General features: G+C 60.0%; 16 protein-coding genes and 1 pseudogene. 9 read left to right on the top strand and 8 right to left on the bottom strand.

The features are described 5' to 3' along the window. Positions 1-31: 31 nt before the first annotated feature. Together QRN33_RS21550 and QRN33_RS21555 are read right to left on the bottom strand one after the other, a co-directional pair. Positions 32-208 carry a hypothetical protein gene (locus QRN33_RS21550; protein WP_161806070.1) on the bottom strand — a complete coding sequence of 59 codons (177 nt, stop codon included), beginning with the start codon at positions 206-208 and terminating at the stop codon, positions 32-34. A 43-nt stretch (positions 209-251) separates the two neighbouring features. Beyond that, a complete protein-coding gene (locus QRN33_RS21555) occupies positions 252-788 on the bottom strand; it encodes a hypothetical protein (RefSeq protein WP_285410009.1) in 537 nt (178 codons plus the stop codon). Positions 789-1,235: 447 nt separating this feature from the next. On the opposite strand from QRN33_RS21555, the gene QRN33_RS21560 reads away from it, so the two are divergent. After that, positions 1,236-2,099: a DMT family transporter gene (locus QRN33_RS21560; RefSeq protein ID WP_285410010.1), complete on the top strand. Its 864-nt coding sequence runs from the start codon at positions 1,236-1,238 to the stop codon at positions 2,097-2,099. Positions 2,100-2,218: 119 nt separating this feature from the next. Here QRN33_RS21560 and QRN33_RS21565 read toward each other — a convergent pair whose 3' ends face one another. Next, the gene (locus QRN33_RS21565) at positions 2,219-3,127 is read right to left on the bottom strand and encodes a DMT family transporter (RefSeq protein WP_285410011.1); all 909 of its coding nucleotides are present in this window, start codon (positions 3,125-3,127) and stop codon (positions 2,219-2,221) included. A 214-nt stretch (positions 3,128-3,341) separates the two neighbouring features. Here QRN33_RS21565 and aceK point away from each other — a divergent pair, with 214 nt between their 5' ends. The 5 genes from aceK to QRN33_RS21590 all read left to right on the top strand — a co-directional run bounded on the left by aceK (position 3,342) and on the right by QRN33_RS21590 (position 11,574). After that, positions 3,342-5,063 (top strand): bifunctional isocitrate dehydrogenase kinase/phosphatase, encoded by a 1,722-nt coding sequence (aceK, locus tag QRN33_RS21570; RefSeq protein WP_285410012.1) that lies wholly within the window; start codon positions 3,342-3,344, stop codon positions 5,061-5,063. A gap of 169 nt (positions 5,064-5,232) precedes the next feature. Further along, a complete protein-coding gene (gene hrpA / locus QRN33_RS21575) occupies positions 5,233-9,144 on the top strand; it encodes an ATP-dependent RNA helicase HrpA (RefSeq protein ID WP_285410013.1) in 3,912 nt (1,303 codons plus the stop codon). Positions 9,145-9,472: 328 nt separating this feature from the next. After that, a complete protein-coding gene (locus QRN33_RS21580; RefSeq protein WP_042607449.1) occupies positions 9,473-10,594 on the top strand; it encodes a beta-ketoacyl-ACP synthase III in 1,122 nt (373 codons plus the stop codon). A 135-nt stretch (positions 10,595-10,729) separates the two neighbouring features. Next, positions 10,730-11,341 (top strand): RNA polymerase sigma factor, encoded by a 612-nt coding sequence (locus tag QRN33_RS21585; RefSeq protein ID WP_042607450.1) that lies wholly within the window; start codon positions 10,730-10,732, stop codon positions 11,339-11,341. Further along, the gene (locus QRN33_RS21590; protein WP_123417979.1) at positions 11,335-11,574 is read left to right on the top strand and encodes an anti-sigma factor family protein; all 240 of its coding nucleotides are present in this window, start codon (positions 11,335-11,337) and stop codon (positions 11,572-11,574) included. The genes QRN33_RS21585 and QRN33_RS21590 overlap by 7 nt, the downstream gene beginning before the upstream one ends. Before the next feature lie 184 nt (positions 11,575-11,758). Here the strand turns inward: QRN33_RS21590 and QRN33_RS21595 are convergent, their stop codons facing one another. Continuing rightward, entirely contained in the window at positions 11,759-13,081 is a 1,323-nt protein-coding gene (locus QRN33_RS21595) for a putative porin (protein WP_039760990.1), read from the bottom strand. A 281-nt stretch (positions 13,082-13,362) separates the two neighbouring features. Here QRN33_RS21595 and QRN33_RS21600 point away from each other — a divergent pair, with 281 nt between their 5' ends. Beyond that, positions 13,363-14,487 (top strand): GNAT family N-acetyltransferase, encoded by a 1,125-nt coding sequence (locus QRN33_RS21600; protein ID WP_285410014.1) that lies wholly within the window; start codon positions 13,363-13,365, stop codon positions 14,485-14,487. A 108-nt stretch (positions 14,488-14,595) separates the two neighbouring features. On the opposite strand, the gene QRN33_RS21605 is transcribed toward QRN33_RS21600, so the two are convergent. From QRN33_RS21605 to QRN33_RS21620, 4 genes and pseudogenes are all read right to left on the bottom strand, one after another. Continuing rightward, positions 14,596-16,428 (bottom strand): ABC transporter ATP-binding protein, encoded by a 1,833-nt coding sequence (locus QRN33_RS21605; RefSeq protein WP_123417976.1) that lies wholly within the window; start codon positions 16,426-16,428, stop codon positions 14,596-14,598. A gap of 88 nt (positions 16,429-16,516) precedes the next feature. Continuing rightward, complete coding sequence (locus QRN33_RS21610; protein WP_042607454.1) at positions 16,517-17,080, bottom strand: peptidylprolyl isomerase; 564 nt, start codon at positions 17,078-17,080, stop codon at positions 16,517-16,519. A gap of 6 nt (positions 17,081-17,086) precedes the next feature. Beyond that, positions 17,087-17,887: pseudogene (locus QRN33_RS21615) on the bottom strand (alpha/beta fold hydrolase); the annotation flags it as partial. Between the two features lie 14 nt (positions 17,888-17,901). Next, entirely contained in the window at positions 17,902-18,825 is a 924-nt protein-coding gene (locus QRN33_RS21620; RefSeq protein ID WP_016771199.1) for a PA3225 family LysR-type transcriptional regulator, read from the bottom strand. Between the two features lie 49 nt (positions 18,826-18,874). Here QRN33_RS21620 and QRN33_RS21625 point away from each other — a divergent pair, with 49 nt between their 5' ends. Both QRN33_RS21625 and QRN33_RS21630 read left to right on the top strand, forming a co-directional pair. After that, positions 18,875-19,189 (top strand): hypothetical protein, encoded by a 315-nt coding sequence (locus QRN33_RS21625; RefSeq protein WP_042607456.1) that lies wholly within the window; start codon positions 18,875-18,877, stop codon positions 19,187-19,189. Between the two features lie 233 nt (positions 19,190-19,422). Beyond that, positions 19,423-20,022 carry an FMN-dependent NADH-azoreductase gene (locus tag QRN33_RS21630; protein WP_042607457.1) on the top strand — a complete coding sequence of 200 codons (600 nt, stop codon included), beginning with the start codon at positions 19,423-19,425 and terminating at the stop codon, positions 20,020-20,022. Positions 20,023-20,392: the final 370 nt, after the last annotated feature.

Here is a 20,392-nt window from a genome sequence, read left to right on the forward strand (position 1 = left end):
GAAAAAACCGCTCTTTGCGAGCGGTTTTTTGTTAGCGGAAGGAAAAGGACGACCCGGCTAATACGCCGCTTGGCTCTTCAACGGCTGGATTGGCCAGTGCATTCCTGATGCGATGCATCTCGGTTTCAGATAACTCAACAGATGGCTGCTTTTTCTCCATCTTTCTGGATTTGGAGTTTGATGCTTTCTTTTCAACGACAGCTTTCATGGGATCTCCGACGTTGATGAGTAAATGAGCAGGTGCTCAGATACTAGACTTGGTCAATGCGCTTCACAAGACGGCCCTCAGAGTCGAATTCGAAACCCAGTTGACGGTATAGAGGTATAGCTCCCGAAAGAGGCTCCTGAATTTCGATTTGCTGGCTGCCGATGATACGGGCGAAGTGAGTGACCGCAGTCAGGGCGAAGGTCGCTATGCGGCTCTTGAGGGGGTGTTCGTTTGGCTGCCCCTCAAGACGCACAATCCTGACTCTCAGCCGGCTTTGGTTCGGATTGGCGAAACAAAGTCCGCACAGTTCACGATCAAACCAGATTGCCAAATCGAAGCTCATTGGTTCTTTGGCTTTCCATCGGACAATTTCCTCCCAGCAGAAATGCGGATCGAGCCATTGCTCATAAGCTTTCATGGCGGACGCATCAATCGCCTCGAAGCGAACCCTGGAATAATCAACGTCAACAATTGCGCGCGTCTCAAGTTCGCTGTGTAGCTTCGCAAATGTAAGTGCGGCGCGCTTCCTGGCCTCTGACCGATAAACCTGATACCGCAAATACGTCCGTTCCCTTGGCATATGATCTCTTGCATTCCATGTCTCCTGGCAATCCATTGCCACCGCCAATCACCCTAATCATCCCGCCCCAAACTGTCGCTGCCGGCCCTTTGCCCAAGTCATTGCAATCTGTGTCCCGGGCTGGTTATAGTCAGCCCGCTTGAGCGCCGTGCTCACGCTTTCATTTCCTCAATAAAGATCTGCCTCCATGCCTGCATCCCTCATCAATGCGGTAGTCGATTCAGCGGTCAACGCTGGCGTCGTGCCGTGCGGGAATCAGCAGCCTGTGCAGATCAGTCATTACCCTCCACCTGTCAGTAGCACGCCGGTGTGCGCAGTTGTATCGCCGCCGGGCGTTGGTGTTCGGGGCTGATCGGCAGTTTCTGCTGACCCCTGCGCCCGCCAGAAAAAACTACTGGATTTCAGCTTCGGCTGAGTTGGCTTCTTGCCTGACTACAGGTGGTATTCATGTTTGTCCTTTCGAAACAATCCGCGCTCGCGGCGGCGTCCACGAGCCTGTTCGTTCTGCTGTGGAGCAGCGGGGCGATTTTCTCCAAATGGGGCCTGGCCCACGCTTCACCCTTTGCCTTTCTGTTGATTCGCTTCGCCATCGCCCTGTGCGGGCTGTTGCTGCTGGCGCCGCTGCTCGAGTTGAAGTTGCCCAAGGGCGGCAAACCGATGCTGTTTGCGATCACCACGGGGTTGGTGTTGCTCGGGGCGTATCAGATTTTTTATCTGTTGGCGCTGGACTGCAAAGTCACGCCGGGGGTGATGGCGACTCTGATGGGGGTACAGCCGATCCTCACGGTGGTGCTCATGGAGCGTCAGCGGTCGGCGAGCCGTCTGTTCGGCCTGGCGCTGGGGCTGGCCGGGTTGATCATGGTGGTTTATCAGGGCATCGGTCTGGCCGGAATGTCCTGGGCTGGCATGTTGTTGGGCTTGCTCGCGCTGGCGAGCATGACGCTGGGCTCGATCATGCAAAAACGCATCACCGACAATCCTCTCGGCACGCTGCCAGTGCAGTATCTGGCGGGGCTGTTGCTGTGTGCGATCTTCGTGCCGTTCCAGCCGTTCCACTTCGAGCACAGCACAGGTTTCATCGTACCGGTGTTGTGGATGGGCCTGGTGGTCTCGGTGCTGGCGACGTTGTTGCTGTATCGGCTGATCGCGCGGGGCAATCTGGTGAACGTCACCAGCCTGTTCTATCTGGTGCCGGCGGTGACAGCGGTGATGGATTATCTGATTTTCGGTAATCGGCTGGCCGCGTTGAGTGTGCTGGGGATGCTGCTGATCATTATTGGATTGGCTTTTGTGTTCCGTAAAACCGGATAAAAGAAAGATAAGCGGTGGCTGTTCGGGCGCCATCGCGAGCAGGCTCACTCCTACAGGGGAACGTATTCCAACTGTAGGAGTGAGCCTGCTCGCGATAGCGATTTTGCCAACAAAGCGGATTACCGATTGATCATCTCAGCAGGCTTCACCACCGCCGGCTTCAACACCAGCCACAACGCCGCTGCAATCAGCAACCCGCCATAAATGTGCGCCATCGACAACGGCTCATCCAGCAACAACGCCCCCCACAACACGCCGAACGGCGGGATCATGAAGGTGACGGTCATCGATTTCACCGGGCCGATCGAGCTGAGCAGGCGGAAATAGATGATGTAGGCAAACGCCGTGCAACCCAGACCCAAGCCAAGTAGCGACAGCCAGACGTGCCAACCGCCCCAACTGACCGGCGGTGCAGTGATCACGCTGTAGGCGAACAGCGGCAGCAAAAACAACGTCGCCCCGAGCATGCTGCCCAGTGCCGACAAACGGCTGTCCAGCCCACCGGCCTGATCCAGCCAGCGCCGCGCGAGAAATCCGGCAAAGCCATAGCAAGTAGTTGCCAGCAGGCAGGCAACCGCGCCCATCAGCAGTTGCAGGTCGAAGGCCACGGGACCCGCCCGCGTCAGCACGCCGACGCCGAACAGGCCGAGGAATACGCCGCCCAGCTTCGCCATCGTGAGTTTTTCGCTGAAGAACAGGCCGCCAATCAACACGCCCATCAGTGGCGTGGTGGCATTGAAAATCGCCGAATAGCCGGCCGGTAGCACTTGCGCCGCCACCGAATACAGCGTCGCCGGGATCCCCGAGTTGATCACCCCCAGCAGCATCACGGTTTTCAGCTTGCCCTTGAAATCCCAGCTGATGCGCATCAGCCCAAGGATCACCAGCAACCCGGCGGCCGCAATCGACACGCGAAAGAACCCGGTCGGGATCGTGCCGATCACCGGCGCAATGATGCGCATGAACAGAAAGCTCGCACCCCAGATAGCGGCCAGCGACAACATACGGAAAATATCGACAGGGCTCACGGCGGGCTCCTTCCTTGATCGGGACGAGAGTGTTGCCGAGCGTCCGGATCATGGCAACCGCTATTCGGGCTTTTAATTTTGCCTGCCGATGCATCGGCCCGAGAAAGCGCGTCAACGGTCAGCCCTGTATCGGTTTTGGCAGAAATTGCGCTTTTCCTGCGAGCCGATCCGTGACTAAGCTCAGACGAATCGAATTCCCGCCGAGGTTTCCTCTATGTCGCAGCAATGGCCAGCCACCGAGATCGCCCGGATGATCCTCGTCGGCTTTGACGATTACCGCGAGCATTTCCGTCGCATCACCGATGGCGCGCGGGAGCGCTTCGAGCAGGCGCGCTGGCAGGAGGCGCAGGCCGCGTCGGCGGCGCGGATCAGTCTGTATGAGGAAAAGGTCGGCGAAACCGTTGCTCGCCTGCGCGAGTATTTCGACGAAGAAACGCTGATGAACGTCAGCTGCTGGCCGCTGGTGAAAAGCGCCTATATCAGTGTTATCGATCTGCGCTTCGACGATGAGCTTTCCGAGACCTGGTACAACTCGATTTTCTGCGGGTTGTTCAGCCACGACCTGATCAGCGACGGCTGCATGTTCATCCATACCACGCGCCCGAGCCTGCGCCGAGCCCGCGCTGCGCAAACCCGCACGTACAAGCCGCAGGGCCAGTTGTCCGCCATGCTCGCGAGCATTTTTGCCGATTACCGCTTCAGCGAGGATTACGCTGATCTGCCCGGCGACTTGCTGCGGCTCGAAGCGCAGTTGCGCGAAAACCTGCCGGACTGGGTGTGCAAGGACCCGGAGCTGAGCGTCGAGCTGTTTTCCTCGGTGCTTTACCGCAACAAGGGCGCCTATCTGGTCGGGCGCATCTACACCCGCGATGAGCAATGGCCGCTGGTGATTCCGCTGCTGCACCGCGAAGGTCGCGGCATTCAGATCGACGCGTTGATTACCGACGAAGCCGATGTGTCGATCATCTTCTCTTTCACCCGCTCCTATTTCATGGTCGATGTGCCGGTGCCGGCGGAGTTCATCGGTTTTCTGCGGCGCATCCTGCCGGGCAAGCACATCGCCGAGTTGTACACCTCGATCGGCTTCTACAAGCACGGCAAATCCGAGTTCTACCGCGCGCTGATCAATCACCTGGCCAACACTGACGACCAATTCATCATGGCCCCGGGCGTGCGCGGCATGGTCATGAGCGTGTTCACCCTGCCGGGTTTCAACACCGTGTTCAAAATCATCAAGGACCGTTTCTCACCATCGAAAAACGTCGACCGCGCCACAGTGATCGAAAAGTATCGGCTGGTGAAAAGCGTCGATCGGGTCGGGCGTATGGCCGATACCCAGGAGTTTGCCGACTTCCGTTTTCCTCTGAGCAAGTTCGATCCGGCGTGTCTGGAGGAATTGCTAGAAGTCGCGCCGTCGACGGTGTCGGTCGAGGGCGAAACCGTGCTGATCCGCCACTGCTGGACCGAACGCCGGATGACCCCGCTCAATCTCTATCTGGAAAATGCCAACGACGCCCAGGTACGTGAAGCGCTGGAGGATTACGGCCTGGCGATCAAGCAATTGGCCGCGGCGAATATTTTCCCCGGGGACATGCTGCTGAAAAACTTCGGCGTCACCCGCCACGGGCGAGTGGTGTTTTACGACTACGACGAAATCTGCTTTCTGACTGAAGCCAATTTCCGCCACATCCCGGCACCACGCACGCCGGAGGACGAAATGGCCTCCGAACCCTGGTACTCGATCGGCCCGCTGGACGTGTTTCCCGAGGAGTTTCCGCCGTTTCTGTTCGCCGATGCCGGGCAACGCAAATTGTTCGATCAGTTGCACGGCGAGTTGTATGACGCCGATTACTGGAAGAGCCTGCAGGAGGCGATTCGGGCGGGGAAGGTGATTGACGTCTTCCCATATCGGCGCAAAGGCCTCGATAACGAATAACAACCCATTGTAGGAGCTGCCGAAGGCTGCGATCTTTTGATCTTGATCTTCAAAAGCAAAATCAAGAGATCGCAGCCTTCGGCAGCTCCTACAGGGGAAGCAGGTCAACTGCAGGCAAATCTGCGACAATCCGCCCCCTGCATAAATAGACGACCGAATTGCCTACCCGATGACCGACGAATCGCCCTCCATCGACAAACTGCTGAAAAACCTCGATCACGCCATGCTCGCCGACCGTCACCGGCTGCGGCGGCAGTTGCTTGAGCTGCGCAAGAAACCCGACGAGGCCAAGCTGGCCCAGTGGGTGGCGCGGATGCAGGCGTCCTGTGATCAGGTGCTGGCGCGCCATGCCAGCCTGCCGGTGATTCGCTACGACGACAGTTTGCCGATCGCGGCCAAACGCGACGAGATCAAAAAGGCCCTGGAGCAACATCAGGTGCTGATCATCGCTGGCGAAACCGGCTCGGGCAAAACCACTCAGTTGCCGAAAATCTGTCTGGAAATCGGTCGCGGCCAGCACGGTCTGATCGGCCATACCCAGCCGCGTCGGATCGCCGCGCGCAGCGTCGCCAGCCGCGTCGCCGAAGAACTCGGCACGCCCCTCGGTGCACTGGTCGGCTATCAGGTGCGCTTCGAAGATCAGAGCGATGCCAACACCCTGATCAAGCTGATGACCGACGGCATTCTGCTGGCGGAAACCCAGAACGATCGTTATCTCGAACGCTACGACACGATCATCGTCGACGAAGCGCACGAACGCAGCCTCAACATTGATTTCCTCCTCGGTTACCTGAAAACCCTGCTGCCGCGTCGCCCGGATCTGAAAGTCATCATCACCTCGGCGACCATCGATCTTGAGCGTTTCTCCAAGCATTTCGATGATGCGCCGATTGTTGAAGTGTCCGGTCGCACGTTCCCGGTGGACACCTGGTATCGCCCGCTGACGCTGGAGCAGGACGAGGAGGGCAACCGGGTCGAGGACGACCTTACCGTCGATCAGGCGATCCTCGCCACCCTCGACGAAATCGCCGCCTACGAGCGCAGCGAACGCCGCAGTCCGGGTGATGTGCTGGTGTTCCTGCCCGGTGAGCGCGAGATTCGTGATGCCGCGGACATGCTGCGCAAGGCCCAGCTCAAGCACACCGAAATCCTGCCGCTGTACGCGCGCCTGTCGCCGGCTGAACAGCAGCGGATTTTCCAGTCGCACCCGGGCCGCCGTGTGGTGCTGGCGACCAACGTTGCCGAGACTTCGCTGACCGTTCCGGGTATTCGCTATGTGATCGACAGCGGCACCGCGCGCATCAGTCGCTACAGCTATCGGGCCAAGGTCCAGCGCTTGCCGATCGAAGCGATTTCCCAGGCCAGCGCCAATCAACGCAAAGGTCGTTGCGGGCGGGTCGAGCCGGGCATCTGCGTGCGGTTGTACAGCGAAGAGGATTTCCTCGGTCGCCCGGAATTTACCGACCCGGAAATTCTGCGCACCAACCTCGCCGCCGTTATTTTGCAGATGCTCCATCTGCGTCTCGGCGAAATCACCGCGTTCCCGTTCATCGAACCGCCGGACGGCAAGGCCATCAGCGACGGTTTCAACCTGCTGCAAGAGCTTTCCGCAGTCGATCGCAACAGCCAGCTGACGCCGCTCGGTCGACAGTTGGCGCGCTTGCCGGTCGACCCGCGCATGGGCCGCATGCTGCTCGAAGCGGCCAAACTCGGCAGCCTGCAGGAAGTGCTGATTGTCGCCAGTGCGATGTCGATTCAGGACCCGCGCGAGCGTCCGCCTGAGCGTCAGCAAGCGGCGGATCAGGCCCATGCGCAATGGAAGGATCCGGATTCGGACTTCGCCGGACTGGTCAATCTGTGGCGGGGTTTTGAAGAGCAGCGCCAGGCGCTGACCGCCAACCCGCTGCGTAACTGGTGCCGGAAGAATTTCCTCAACTACCTGCGCTTGCGCGAGTGGCGAGATTCCCATCGGCAGTTGAGCCTGATCTGCCGCGACATGCAGCTGAGCCTGAACAAAGAGCCGGCGGATTATCCGAAGCTGCACAAAGCGGTGCTGGTCGGCTTGCTCAGCCAGATCGGCCAGAAAACCGAAGACGGCGATTACCTTGGCGCGCGGCAACGGCGCTTCTGGATTCATCCGTCGTCGGGCATCGGCAAGAAGCGCCCGCAGTGGCTGATGACCGCCGAACTGGTGGAAACCACCAAGCTTTACGCGCGCATGGTCGCCAAGATCGATGCCGACTGGATCGAACCGCTGGCCGGGCACCTGATCAAGAAGAACCACTTCGAACCGCATTGGGAAAAGAAGCGCGGCCAGGTTGTGGCCTACGAGCAGATCACCCTGTTCGGCCTGATCGTCGTCGGTCGCCGCCCGGTGCATTACGGCCCGGTCGATCCGGTGGTCTCCCGTGAGCTGTTTATCCGCGAAGGGTTGGTGCGCGGCGAGATTCAGTCGCGGGCCAAATGCCTGAGCGCCAATCAGAAACTGCTCGAGCAGCTCGACGAACTCGAGGCCAAGGCGCGCCGTCGCGATATTCTCGCCGACGAGGAAACCCTCTACGCCTTCTACGATGCGCGTCTGCCGGCGGAAATCCACCAGACCGCGACGTTCGACAGTTGGTACAAGGTCAACAGCCAGAAAGACCCGCAACTTTTGATCATGCGCGAAGAAGACGTGCTGGCCCGCGAGGCCAGTGAAGTCACCGCCCGTGATTACCCGGACACCCTGCACATCGGCGATCTGGAGCTGGCGCTCACTTACCATTTCGAACCGAATCACCCGCGCGATGGCGTGACCTTGCGCGTGCCGGCGCCGCTGCTGCCGATGCTGCCACCGGAGCGTCTGGAATGGCTGGTGCCGGGCCTGATCGAGGCCAAGTGCATTGCCTTGGTGCGTAACCTGCCGAAAGCCCTGCGCAAGAATTTCGTGCCGGTGCCGGACTTCATCAAAGCCGCGCTGCAGCGCATGACGTTCGCCGAAGGTTCGCTGCCGCAAGCGCTCGGTCGCGAGCTGCTGCGCATGACCGGCGCGCGGGTCAGCGATGAAGCGTGGGCGGAAGCGGCGCAGCAGGTTGAAAGCCATCTGCGCATGAACCTCGAAATCGTCGACGGCCAAGGCAAGTTTCTTGGCGAAGGTCGCGATCTGGCTGAGCTGACCGCACGCTTTGCCGAGGCCAGTCAGGCCGCGCTGGCGGTGCCGCAGAGTGCGAAAAGCCAGCAACCGGTCGAGGCGAAGGTTTTCGCGCCGGTGGCGGAAAAGACCCAGCAGAAGATCGCCGGGCTGTCGATGACGGTTTACCCAGCGTTGGTGGAAGAGGGCGGCACGGTCAAGGAAGGGCGGTTCTCGACCCCGGCCGAAGCCGAGTTCCAGCATCGTCGCGCCTTGCAGCGCTTGTTGATGCAGCAACTGGCCGAGCCGGCCAAGTTCCTGCGCGGCAGGTTGCCGGGGCAGACTGAACTGGGCTTGCTTTATCGTGAGCTGGGCCGCGTCGATGCGCTGGTGGAAGACATTCTGCTGGCCAGCCTCGACAGTTGCATTCTCGAAGGCGAAGACCCGCTGCCCCGGGATGGTGCCGGGTTGGCGGCATTGGCCGAGCGCAAACGCGGCAACTGGACCGAGCACGCCGAGCGCGTGGCGCGGCTGACCCTGGAAATCCTGAAGATCTGGCACGGTCTGCAAAAACGCTTCAAGGGCAAGATCGATCTGGCCCAGGCCGTAGCGTTGAATGACATCAAGCAGCAGATCGGCAATCTGGTCTATCCGGGCTTCGTCCGTGAAACGCCGATGCAATGGCTCAAGGAGTTGCCGCGTTACCTGAAAGCGGTCGAGCAACGTTTCGAGAAACTCGGCGCGCAGGTGCAGAAGGATCGGGTCTGGAGTGGCGAACTCGCGGGCCTGTGGGCGCAATACCAGAGCCGCGCGGCCAAGCATGCGCAGGAAGGCAAGCGCGACCCGCAACTGGAGTTGTACCGCTGGTGGCTGGAGGAGTACCGCGTCTCGCTGTTTGCCCAGCAGTTGGGCACGAAAGTGCCGATCTCCGACAAACGCCTGAGCAAACAGTGGAGTCAGGTCGAACCCTGACCTTCAGAGTTTGTGTCATCCCCTGTGGGAGCGAGCCTGCTCGCGAAAGCGTCATGTCTGACACCCTTTGTGTGACTGACACACCGTCTTCGCGAGCAGGCTCGCTCCCACATCGGGAATGGCGGAATGTCGGGAATGGCGCCAAAAGCCAAGGTTTATGGCAAACTTCGCCCCCATAACCCGCCGTTTCGCGACCCAGAGCCTTCGGCCGTGTCGCGTTGCGGAATAAAACGATGCCAGGTTTGCGTCCCCCGGATGGGAATAGACCCTTTGCGTGTTGGTACGACGGTTCCAGCACTTTCTGCCTGAACAGATTAGAGAAACGACCATGCATAACGTCGTCATCAGCGGCACCGGCCTGTACACACCGGCCAACAGCATCTCCAACGAAGAGCTGGTGCAGTCTTTCAATACCTACGTCGCCCAGTTCAACGCCGATCACGCCGAGGCCATCGCCAGCGGTGAAGTCCAGGCCCTGACCGAATCCAGCGCCGCATTCATCGAGAAAGCCTCGGGCATCAAGAGCCGCTTTGTCATGGACAAGGACGGCATCCTCGATCCGCAACGCATGGCCCCGCGCCTGCCAGAGCGTTCCAACGACGAATGGTCGGTGCTCTGCCAAATGGCCGTCGGCGCGGCTGAACAAGCGCTGCAACGAGCCGGCAAAACCGCAGCCGACATCGACGGCGTCATCGTCGCTTGCTCGAACCTGCAACGCGCTTATCCGGCCATCGCCATCGAAGTCCAGGAAGCACTGGGCATCGAGGGTTTCGGTTTCGACATGAACGTCGCTTGTTCTTCGGCCACCTTCGGCATCCAGGCCGCCGCCAACAGCGTGCAACTGGGCCAGGCGCGGGCGATCCTGATGGTCAACCCGGAAGTCTGCACCGGGCACCTGAACTTCCGTGACCGCGACAGTCATTTCATCTTCGGCGATGCCGCGACTGCGGTGATCATCGAACGCGCGGATCTGGCGACCTCGCCGTACCAGTTCGACGTGGTCAGCACCAAATTGCTGACCAAGTTCTCCAACAACATCCGCAACAACTTCGGCTTCCTCAATCGCGCTGCCGAGGAGGGTGTGGGCGCCCGCGACAAGCTGTTCGTGCAGGAAGGCCGCAAGGTGTTCAAGGATGTCTGCCCGATGGTTGCCGAGCTGATCGGCGAGCACCTGGAAGAGAACCAGCTCAACGTCGGCGACGTGAAACGCTTCTGGCTGCACCAGGCCAACTTGAGCATGAACCACTTGATCGTGCGCAAGCTGCTCGGCCGCGAAGCCAGCGAAGAAGAAGCGCCGGTGATTCTCGACAGCTATGCCAACACCAGCTCGGCCGGTTCGGTCATTGCCTTCCACAAATACCAGGATGACCTGGCCTCGGGTTCGCTGGCGGTATTGAGTTCGTTCGGTGCCGGTTACTCGATTGGTAGTGTGTTGCTGCGCAAACGCTGAAACAGGTTAATTTCCCCTTAATCGCGTCGATTTTTCCTACATTCGAAGCGAGTGAAACGCTGTAATTTTTCGGACGTCGCGGCAGGTGAATACCTGCCGCGTTCATTTTCGAAGTCCGGACAAGGGGATTGATGGATGGCGGCTGATGACACCCAACTGCTCGCGCGCTTGCTGGCGGGGGAGCAAAAGGCTTTCAAGGAACTGGTTACTACCTATCAGAGCGCCATGCGCGCGGTGGCTTACGCGATTGTCGGCCAGCGTCATGTCGAGGAAGTCGTGCAGGATGCGTGGCTGTCGGTGGTGCGCCATCTGGGCAGCTTCGAGGGCCGTTCCAGCCTGAAGACCTGGTTGCTGACCATCACCGCCAACTCGGCCAAAAGTCGCTACAAGCTCAATCGCCGGGAAGTCCTGCTCGATGACCTGCCATCGCCGCACGGCACTATCGGCGACGATCGGTTTTCATCAAGCGACGGTCACTGGCTGGTGGCGCCGTTCGCCTGGCATCAGGACACCCCCGAAGCGCTGCTCACCGAAAACGAACTGCGCGAATGCCTCGAACATACGTTGCTGAGTCTTTCCGAGTTGCAGCGCAGTGTCCTGCTGTTGCGCGAACGCCAGGGCCTGGAGCTGGAAGAAATCTGTAATCTTCTGGAGATCTCGCTCTCCAATGTCCGCGTGCTGCTGCACCGGGCACGCCTGAAGGTTTTTGCGACCGTGGAACATTTTGAGGAGACAGGAGAATGTTGACCTGCAAGGAGCAAGTAGCACGATCCAGCGATTATCTCGACGGCCAACTGAGCTTTCGCGAGACGCTGATGGTGCGTCATCACCTGTTGTTCTGCCCCAACTGCCGGCGTTTCATGCGGCAGATGCGCTTGATGCAGGCGACGCTGAAGGCGTTGCCGGAACAACCGGACGAGCATGTCGATGCGTTGGCCGAACGCCTCGCCGATCAACGACGAAAAGATAACCCCCTGTAGGAGCTGTCGAGTGAAACGAGGCTGCGATCTTTTGATCTTGTTTTCAAGATCAAGATCAAAAGATCGCAGCCTTCGGCAGCTCCTACAGGGGCAGCTTCAAGCCTCAAGCCTCAAGCTGCAAGTAAAGGCATTCACTCGCAACTCTTGGCTTGCAGCTTGTCGCTCGAAGCTTGTAGCTGTTTTCTTAGAACTTCGCTTCAGCATCCAGTTGCAGGGTGTTGGCATCTGCATCGCGCTGGCCGCGGCTGGCGAAGTCGGCCTTGGTCAGGAAGTACGTGGCGCCGACGGCGAAGTTCTTGTCGATGTCGTAACCGACCTTGAACTTGTGCCCGCGGGAACCGGTGGTGCCGTTGGCAAAGTCGGAGTCGGTGAAGGCGCCGACCACGGCGTTGCGCTGCACGTCACGGTAGTTGTAGTCGAGGTTGAAGCCGAAGACCTTCGACTTGGCACCGAGCAACCACGCAGTGTCCTGATCGGTCACGGCATCGTTGTTCTTCACGTACTGGCCGTAGAACGACAACGGCATTGGCAGGCCGCCAATGTCGATCTGGCTGAACCCTTCATACAGACGGAATTCGTTGTTCGCCGAGTTGCCGTTGACTGCCAGCGCGCACGGCGTCGAGGTGCCGGTGCAGCGGCTGTCTTCGTCGTTCTGGTAGGCGTAGACGCTGCCGCCCAAAGTCATCTTCAGGTTATCGGTGATGTTGAAGCGGCTGCCCAACTGGCCAGCGGTCAGGCGCAGATCGTGACGGAATTGCACGCCGTCGCCGTCAACGTTGTCCTTGAGGTTGTAGTTACCCAGGCTGCCGAACAGTTCGGCGCTGCCGCCCAGTGGGTACTTATAGGTAACGGCCAGACCTTCCGGGTTGATGTCGCTGTCCCAGATCACGTCGCCCATGCTCACCCACGGTTGCAGCATCTTGCCGCCGATCACGTGCAGGTTCTTGATCTGATCGGGGTGGTAGTCGATGTAGCCGAGGTCGAGCCAGATCTGCTTCTTGTCGAAGTAGTTGTCCTGGTCCTGGTTGGTCGAACGGGCGTCGTCGCCGCCGCCGGTGGCGATACGGATGCCGGTGTCGACCTGCGGGTTGATCTCGGTGTAGGCGCCCAGACGCGCACGGATGCGCTGGCGATCCTTGTCGCGGCCGCCATTGTTCGGCTCGCCGTCGATCTTGATGGTTTCCTGACGGATGCGCACGTCACCCTTGAACTGGGTCTTGGCCGCCCAGGCCAGTTTCTGGTCGAACAGGCTCTGTTCGTTGGTCTTCTTCGCGACCGCTGCCACTTGTTCGTTGGTTTCCTGCTGCGCCTGTTGGGCGATTTGCTGAGCCTTCTGATCCTTGGCCAGTTCTGTTTGCAGCTCGATGTACTGCGCCTGGGAAATCGACCCGTTGGCCTTGAGCATGTCGAGCAGTTTGGCGTCGACTGCAGCACTGGCCGGAACGCTCATGGCCAGCAACAAGCCGCCGCACAGGGCCGCTGCAGTTTTCGTGGAAGCAAGACGCATAGCAATCTCCGAAGATGAAGGGGATGGCTGAACCATCCTGGGCACAACCGACCCGAAGGCCGGAAAACTGTGTCCGGGTTAGAACCCGGCGCTCTAAAAACAGGCGCCAGTATCGCGATGGTTTATGACAGAGCGGTGGCACAGTGATGGCAGGTTGATGACGATGCATATCCGGCGTGAACTATCGAGTTAGAGCGCTGTCGGCCGATTGAGCGTGTGCAACCGGGTCGCGATCAGCGATACTCGCCGGGCTTTGTCGCCAAGCTGTGGAGTGCCAGTGAATGCCGTTGCAACGCCTGCAAGACCTGTCAGAAATCGCCCCGGCCATTTGGGATGAGCTGGTCCCGGACAACCAGCCTTTTCTGCGCCACGCCTTCCTCAGTGCGCTGGAAGACAGCGGCAGCGTCGGCCCTCATTCAGGCTGGCAGCCCGAGCATTTGCTGCATATCGAAGAGGGTCGACTGATCGCCGCGCTGCCCAGTTATCGCAAGTGGCATTCCTACGGCGAGTACGTGTTCGATCACGGCTGGGCCGACGCCTGTGCGCGTGCCGGCATCGATTACTACCCCAAGCTTTTAACGGCTGTGCCATTCAGTCCGGTGAGCGGCCCGCGCCTGCTGGCGGCTAGTGTCGAAGACGGTTTTGAACTGCTCAAGAGCCTGCCCGGCTATCTGGAGATCGAAGGGCTTTCCAGCGCGCACATCAATTTCACCGACCCCTTCACCGACGCGGCGATGGCCGAACAACCGGGCTGGCTGCAACGCATTGGCTGTCAGTATCACTGGCAGAATCGCGGTTACCGCGACTTTCAGGATTTCCTCGACGCCCTCAGCTCACGCAAGCGCAAGCAGATGCGCAAGGAACGCGAGCAGGTGGCGGGGCAGGGCTTTGACTTCGAGTGGCTGCAAGGGCGGGAACTGGACGAGGCGCGGTGGGATTTTGTCTACGCCTGCTATGCCAACACCTACGCGGTGCGGCGTCAGGCGCCGTATTTGACCCGCGAGTTTTTCAGCCTGCTGGCCGAGCGCATGCCCGAGGCGATTCGCGTGGTTTTGGCCAAACAGGGATCACGGCCGGTAGCAATGGCTTTCAGCCTGGTCGGTGGCGACAGTTTCTACGGGCGTTACTGGGGTTGCCTGGCCGAGTTCGATCGGCTGCATTTCGAGACGTGTTTTTATCAGGGCATGGATTACGCGATTGCCCATGGCATCGAGCGTTTCGATGCCGGGGCGCAGGGCGAGCACAAGTTGATTCGCGGCTTCGAACCGGTGATCACCCATTCCTGGCACTACCTGCGCCATCCGGGGCTGAAAGCGGCGGTGAAGGATTTCCTCCTGCAAGAACGCGCCGGCGTTCTGGCCTATGCCGAAGAAGCGAGAACGGCGTTGCCCTATCGCCAGGCCTGACCTCTGTGGGAGCGAGCCTGCTCGCGAAAGCGTCGGCTCAGTTGACGGATCTGTCGCTGATACACCGCATTCGCGAGCAGGCTCGCTCCTACAGGGGAATGTGGTGCATCAGTCGATGCCGACAAAGCCTCCGGTCTGGTGCGCCCACAACCGCGCATACAGGCCGCGATGCGCAAGCAATTCGGCGTGGGTGCCGCTCTCGGCGATCTTGCCGTTCTCCAGCACCACCAGGCGATCCATCCGCGCAATGGTCGAGAGACGATGCGCAATAGCGATCACGGTTTTGCCCTGCATCAAGGTCTCGAGGCTTTCCTGAATCGCCGCTTCCACCTCAGAGTCCAGCGCCGAGGTGGCTTCGTCCATGATCAGGATCGGCGCGTCCTTGAGCAGCACCCTTGCAATCGCGATGCGCTGGCGCTGACCGCCGGACAGTTTCACCCCGCGCTCACCGACGTGCGCATCGAAACCGGTGCGGCCTTCTGCATCGGACAGCAGCGGGATGAACTCATCGGCGCGGGCCTTGTGCACCGCCTCCCACAGTTCGGCGTCGGTGGCGTCGGGTTTGCCGTAAAGCAGATTGTCGCGGATCGAGCGGTGCAGCAGCGAGGTGTCCTGAGTGATCATGCCGATCCGCGCACGCAGGCTTTCCTGGCCGACTTCGGCGATGTTCTGCCCGTCGATCATGATCCGCCCACCCTCTACGTCGTACAGCCGCAGCAACAGGTTGACCAGGGTCGATTTGCCGGCGCCGGACGGGCCGATCAAGCCGATTTTCTCGCCCGGTTTGATCGTCAGGTTGAGGTCGCCGATGATGCCTTTCTTCTTGCCGTAGTGAAAATCCACGTGTTCGAAACGCACTTCGCCCGAGGCCACGGCCAGCGGTTTGGCCTGCTCGCGGTCGGTGACGCCGACCGGTTGCGAGATGGTGCGCAGACCGTCCTGAACCATGCCGATGTTTTCGAAAATGCCGGTGACCACCCACATGATCCAGCCGGACATGTTGACGATGCGGATCACCAGACCGGTGGCCAAGGCAATCGCGCCGACGGTAATCAGCGACTGCGTCCACAGCCACAACGCCAGCGCCGTGGTGCCGACGATCAGCAGGCCGTTCATGGTGGTAATCGCCACGTCCATGCTGGTAACCACGCGACCGGCCATCTGTGCTTTGACGGTCTGTTCTTCGATGGCTTCCTTGGCATAGTGCTGTTCGAAGTTGGTGTGAGCGAACAGCTTCAGCGTGGCGATGTTGGTGTAGCCGTCGACGATGCGCCCCATCAGTTTCGAGCGCGCATCCGAGGCTTCCACCGAACGCTCTTTCACCCGCGGCACGAAGTAGTACAGCGCGCCGATGTAGGCGACGATCCAGGTCAGCAGCGGGATCATCAGACGCCAGTCAGCTTCGGCGAACAGCACCAGCGAACTGATCGCGTAGATCACCACGTGCCACAGCGCGTCCACCGCTTGCACGGCAGAATCTCGCAGCGAGTTGCCGGTCTGCATGATGCGTTGGGCGATGCGCCCGGCGAAATCGTTCTGGAAGAAATTCAGGCTCTGCTTGAGCACGTAGCTGTGGTTCTGCCAGCGGATCATGCTGGTCATGCCGGGGCTCAGGGTCTGGTGCACCAGCAAGTCGTGCAGACCGAAGAAAATCGGTCGCAGCACCAGGGCGACCACCAGCATCCAGGTCAATTCGAGGGCATGGTCGCTGAAGAAATTCGGGTTGGGCGTGCCTTGTGCAAGGTCGATGATGCGGCTCAGGTAACTGAACAGCGCTACTTCGATCAACGCGGCGAACAGGCCAACCACGAGCAGGGCGGCGAAACTCGGCCAGACCTGCTTCAGGTAATAGGTATAGAAGGGCCAGACGCGGTCCGGCGGGGACGCCGTCGGGGCGTCGCGGAAGATATCGATCAGTTGTTCGAAACGGCGATAGAGCATCAGATAACCGCCCGGGATACGGGCTCTCCTTTTATCAGTGCGAGCGGCGCAGGCTCAGCCCGGCGCCGCTCGGTATGCCCGGCGAAACTCAGTCGATGCGCTTGGCCGACTTGATGATCACAGGGTCGGAAGGCACGTTTTGCATGCCTTGTTTGGTGATGGTCGGCGAGTTGACGATGATGTCGACGACATCCATGCCCTTGACCACTTTGGCGAACACCGCGTAACCGGCGTCACGGCCCGGATCGAGGAAGGCGTTGTCGGCAACGTTGATGAAGAACTGACTGGTCGCCGAATCAGGGTTGGAAGTGCGTGCCATCGACAGGGTGCCACGAACGTTGTGCAGGCCATTGCTGGCTTCGTTCTTGATCGGCGCCTTGGTTTCTTTCTGTTGCATCTGCTGGGTGAAACCGCCGCCCTGAGCCATGAAACCCGGGATCACGCGGTGGAAAATGGTGTTGTTGTAGAAGCCGCTGTCGACGTATTCGAGGAAGTTCTTGGTGCTGATCGGCGCTTTGACCGGGTCCAGTTCGATTTCGATCTGGCCGTTGGTGGTGTCCAGCAGCACGTGGGGCGCCTTGGCCGGGGTGGCAGCCATCAGGTTGGCGGCAAACAGTACAGAGCCGGCGGCGAGGGCGAGTTTTTTCAGCATGGGGCAGTGATCCTGAGAGTGAAGGTCGGCTGTGGCGAGAAAATCCAGCAGCGTTTGATTGAAGCGTTCGGGTTGATCGAGCGGGGTGGCATGGCGCGAGTCCGCGATGACCACCAGCCGCGCATCCGGCAGCAGTCTTACATAGGTTTCCTTTAACGCCACCGGGGTGTAATCACGGTCGGCGCTGATGACGAGCGTTGGACAGGACACCCGGGAAAGTCGTTCCTGAACGCCCCAGCCAACAATTGCATCGAAGCTGGCGAGATAAGCACGTTTGTCGTTTTTTGCCCAGCGTTCAGCCATTTTCCGCCGCAGATCAGCCTGTTCCGGCTTGGGAAAAAGTTTGCCGCCCAAAGCTTTGCCGATGGTTTCCAGGCTGAGCAGGCGCATCAGGCTCCAGCGCTTGAACCACTGCCAATAATCATCGCGCGTGCGCAATTTGACCTGTGGCGCGCTGTTGACGATGGTCAGGCTCTTGAGCGCTTGCGGCTGATCGACGGCCAGCTGAAAACCGATCATCCCGCCCATCGATAGCCCGACGTAGTGCACCGGGCCGAGGCGCAGGTGTTCGATCAAGGCCAGCAGGTCGGCGCTGAATGCGGCGATGCTGTAGCGCTCGCGGGGTTTGTCCGAGCGCCCGTGGCCGCGAATGTCCGGGACGATCACCCGGTACCGCGCGGCCAGCGCCGGGATCTGCATTTCCCAATCCAGCGTGCTCGAGCCGAGCCCGTGAACCAGCAGCAACGCCGTACCGTGGCCATATTCCTCGTAGTGCAGGTTGCAACCTTCGTGCTCGAAATACGCCATCGGTGAACTCCGTCTCAGGCTTGCTCGGGGGCGGCGAACGGGGCATCCAGCGGCAAGGTGTCGAAGGTGCGCAACAACTCGATGAGGATTTGCGTGGCCGGGCCCAGGGGTTTGTCCTTGTTCGAATACAGATAGAAACTGGAGTTGCGGCTGCCGCCCCGGTCCAACGGTAGCAGCTTGAGCGAGCCATCCTTCAATTCCCGGTCAATCATGTGTCGCGGTAGCCAGGCAAAACCCAGGCCGCTGCTGACGAAGGTCGCGGCGGTGGCGAGGCTGCCGACGGTCCAGCGCTGTTCGGCGCCGAGCCAGCCGACATCGCGCGGCTGCTGGCGACCGGAGTCGCGGATCACCACTTGCATCTGGGTTTCCAGATCCTGAAAGCTCAGCTCGCGATTGAGCCGATGCAGCGGGTGATCAGGATGGGCGACGGCGACGAATTCGACATCGCTCAGCTCAGCGCCGAGGTAACCCGGAATGCTCAGGCCGGTGATGGCCAGATCCGCGACGCCTTCGAGCAGCACTTCCTCAACGCCCGACAATACTTCTTCGCGCAGACGCACGCGGCAGCCGCGACTCTGCGGCATGAACGCAGTCAGGGCGCGGACGATCCGCGCGCTCGGGTAGGCGGCATCGACCACCAGCCGCACTTCGGCTTCCCAGCCTTGCTCCATGTGATGGGCGAGGTCTTCCAGCTGGCTGGCCTGTTTCACCAGTTGCCGCGAACGGCGCAGCAACACCCCGCCGGCCTCGGTGAGCACGGCTTTACGGCCGTCGATGCGCAGCAACGGCACGCCGAGCTGATCCTGCATGCGGGCGACGGTGTAGCTCACCGATGACTGCGAACGGTGCAGGGCCTCGGCGGCCTGGGCGAATCCGCCGTGGTCGACCACGGCCTGCAACGTTCGCCATTGATCAAGGGTCACGCGGGGCGCTTTCATCAATAGCTCCTCTTGTCCTAAGCTGGCCGTCCCTCATGGAGACTGCCGAATGAAAAAATTCTGTTGTGTGGTGCTGGCGCTGCTGCCGTTGACCGCGTTTGCCTATCCGATCGATGTGCAGAAGGATCTCAACGGCATGAAGATCGACTACGAGACCTTCGACACCGATAACGACATCGGCTCGATCCGCGTGGCCAATTACGGTGATGTCGACGCGACCTGCCGGGCCGTATTCAGCAACGGCCCGGAAGCACCACGCACGCGCAGCATCGATGTGCCGGCCGGCACGCACAAAAACGCCACGGCCAAGTTCACCCGCGAGATCATCAAGCTGCGCATCAAACTGACCTGCACCCCGAAATAACGGTTTCCACTTGTAGGAGTGAGCCTGCTCGCGATAGCGCTGTGTCAGTCGACATGGGTGTATCTGATACACCGCTATCGCGAGCAGGCTCGCTCCCACAGGGGTTTGTGGGTTTAGCTTATAAACGAATTTATCGATGGGTTACAGCGGATATTTGCGCTTTTTCATCGATTCGACTCTGTTTAACCTTCACTCCATCGACTTACAACATTCTCGGATGGAGGCTACACACCATGTCCCGCGTTCTGATCATCGAAAGCAGTGCCCGCCAGCAAGACTCGGTTTCCCGTCAACTGACCCAGACCTTCATCGCTCAGTGGAAAGCCGCGCACCCTGCCGATCAGATCACCGTGCGTGACCTCGCCGTGAACCCGGTGCCGCATCTGGACGCCAACTTGCTGGGTGGCTGGATGAAACCCGCCGAACAGCGCAACGACAGCGAACAAGCGTCGCTGGATCGTTCCAACGAATTGACTGATGAGCTGCTCGCCGCCGACGTGCTGGTGATGGCTGCACCGATGTACAACTTTGCAATCCCGAGCACGCTCAAGGCCTGGCTTGACCATGTGCTGCGTGCCGGAGTGACCTTCAAGTACACCGAGACCGGGCCGCAAGGCTTGCTCAATGGCAAGCGTGCCTTTGTGTTGACCGCTCGCGGTGGTGTGTATGCCGGTGGTCCGGCGGATCATCAGGAACCGTATCTGCGTCAGGTGATGGGTTTCATCGGCATCAACGACGTGACCTTTATCCATGCCGAGGGCATGAACCTTGGCGGTGACTTCCAGGAGAAGGGGCTGAATCAGGCCAACGCCAAATTGTCTCAGGTTGCTTGATCGGTTAATCGCCAGATAATCGCTGGATGGTCTAGTGACCTGGCGCAACCCCTTCAAGGTTCCACGCGCATCGAACCTCCCTTTGCACTTTTGCTCCTGAGTGCTGTAGCCCGATTGAACGCTTTAGCGAGATCGGGCTTTTTTTTGTCTGGGTTTTCTTGGCGGCCTTTGGGCCGACCAGGTTCTTGGGGTTTTGGGTGAATATCCGTTTCTGCGGTGTTGCGGCTGGCGGTTCCGCTCTTACAGCGGGTCACTTTTTCAAACGCCAAAAAGTAACCAAAAGGCTGTGCCCCAACGTTCGGCCCGCTCGCTTAGGCTCGGGGTTCCTTCGCTGCGGGATCGATCCGGGCGCAGCGGCTCCGGTTTGCTT

This window comes from Pseudomonas sp. FR229a, assembly GCF_030209115.1.
GTDB lineage: Bacteria > Pseudomonadota > Gammaproteobacteria > Pseudomonadales > Pseudomonadaceae > Aquipseudomonas > Aquipseudomonas moraviensis_A.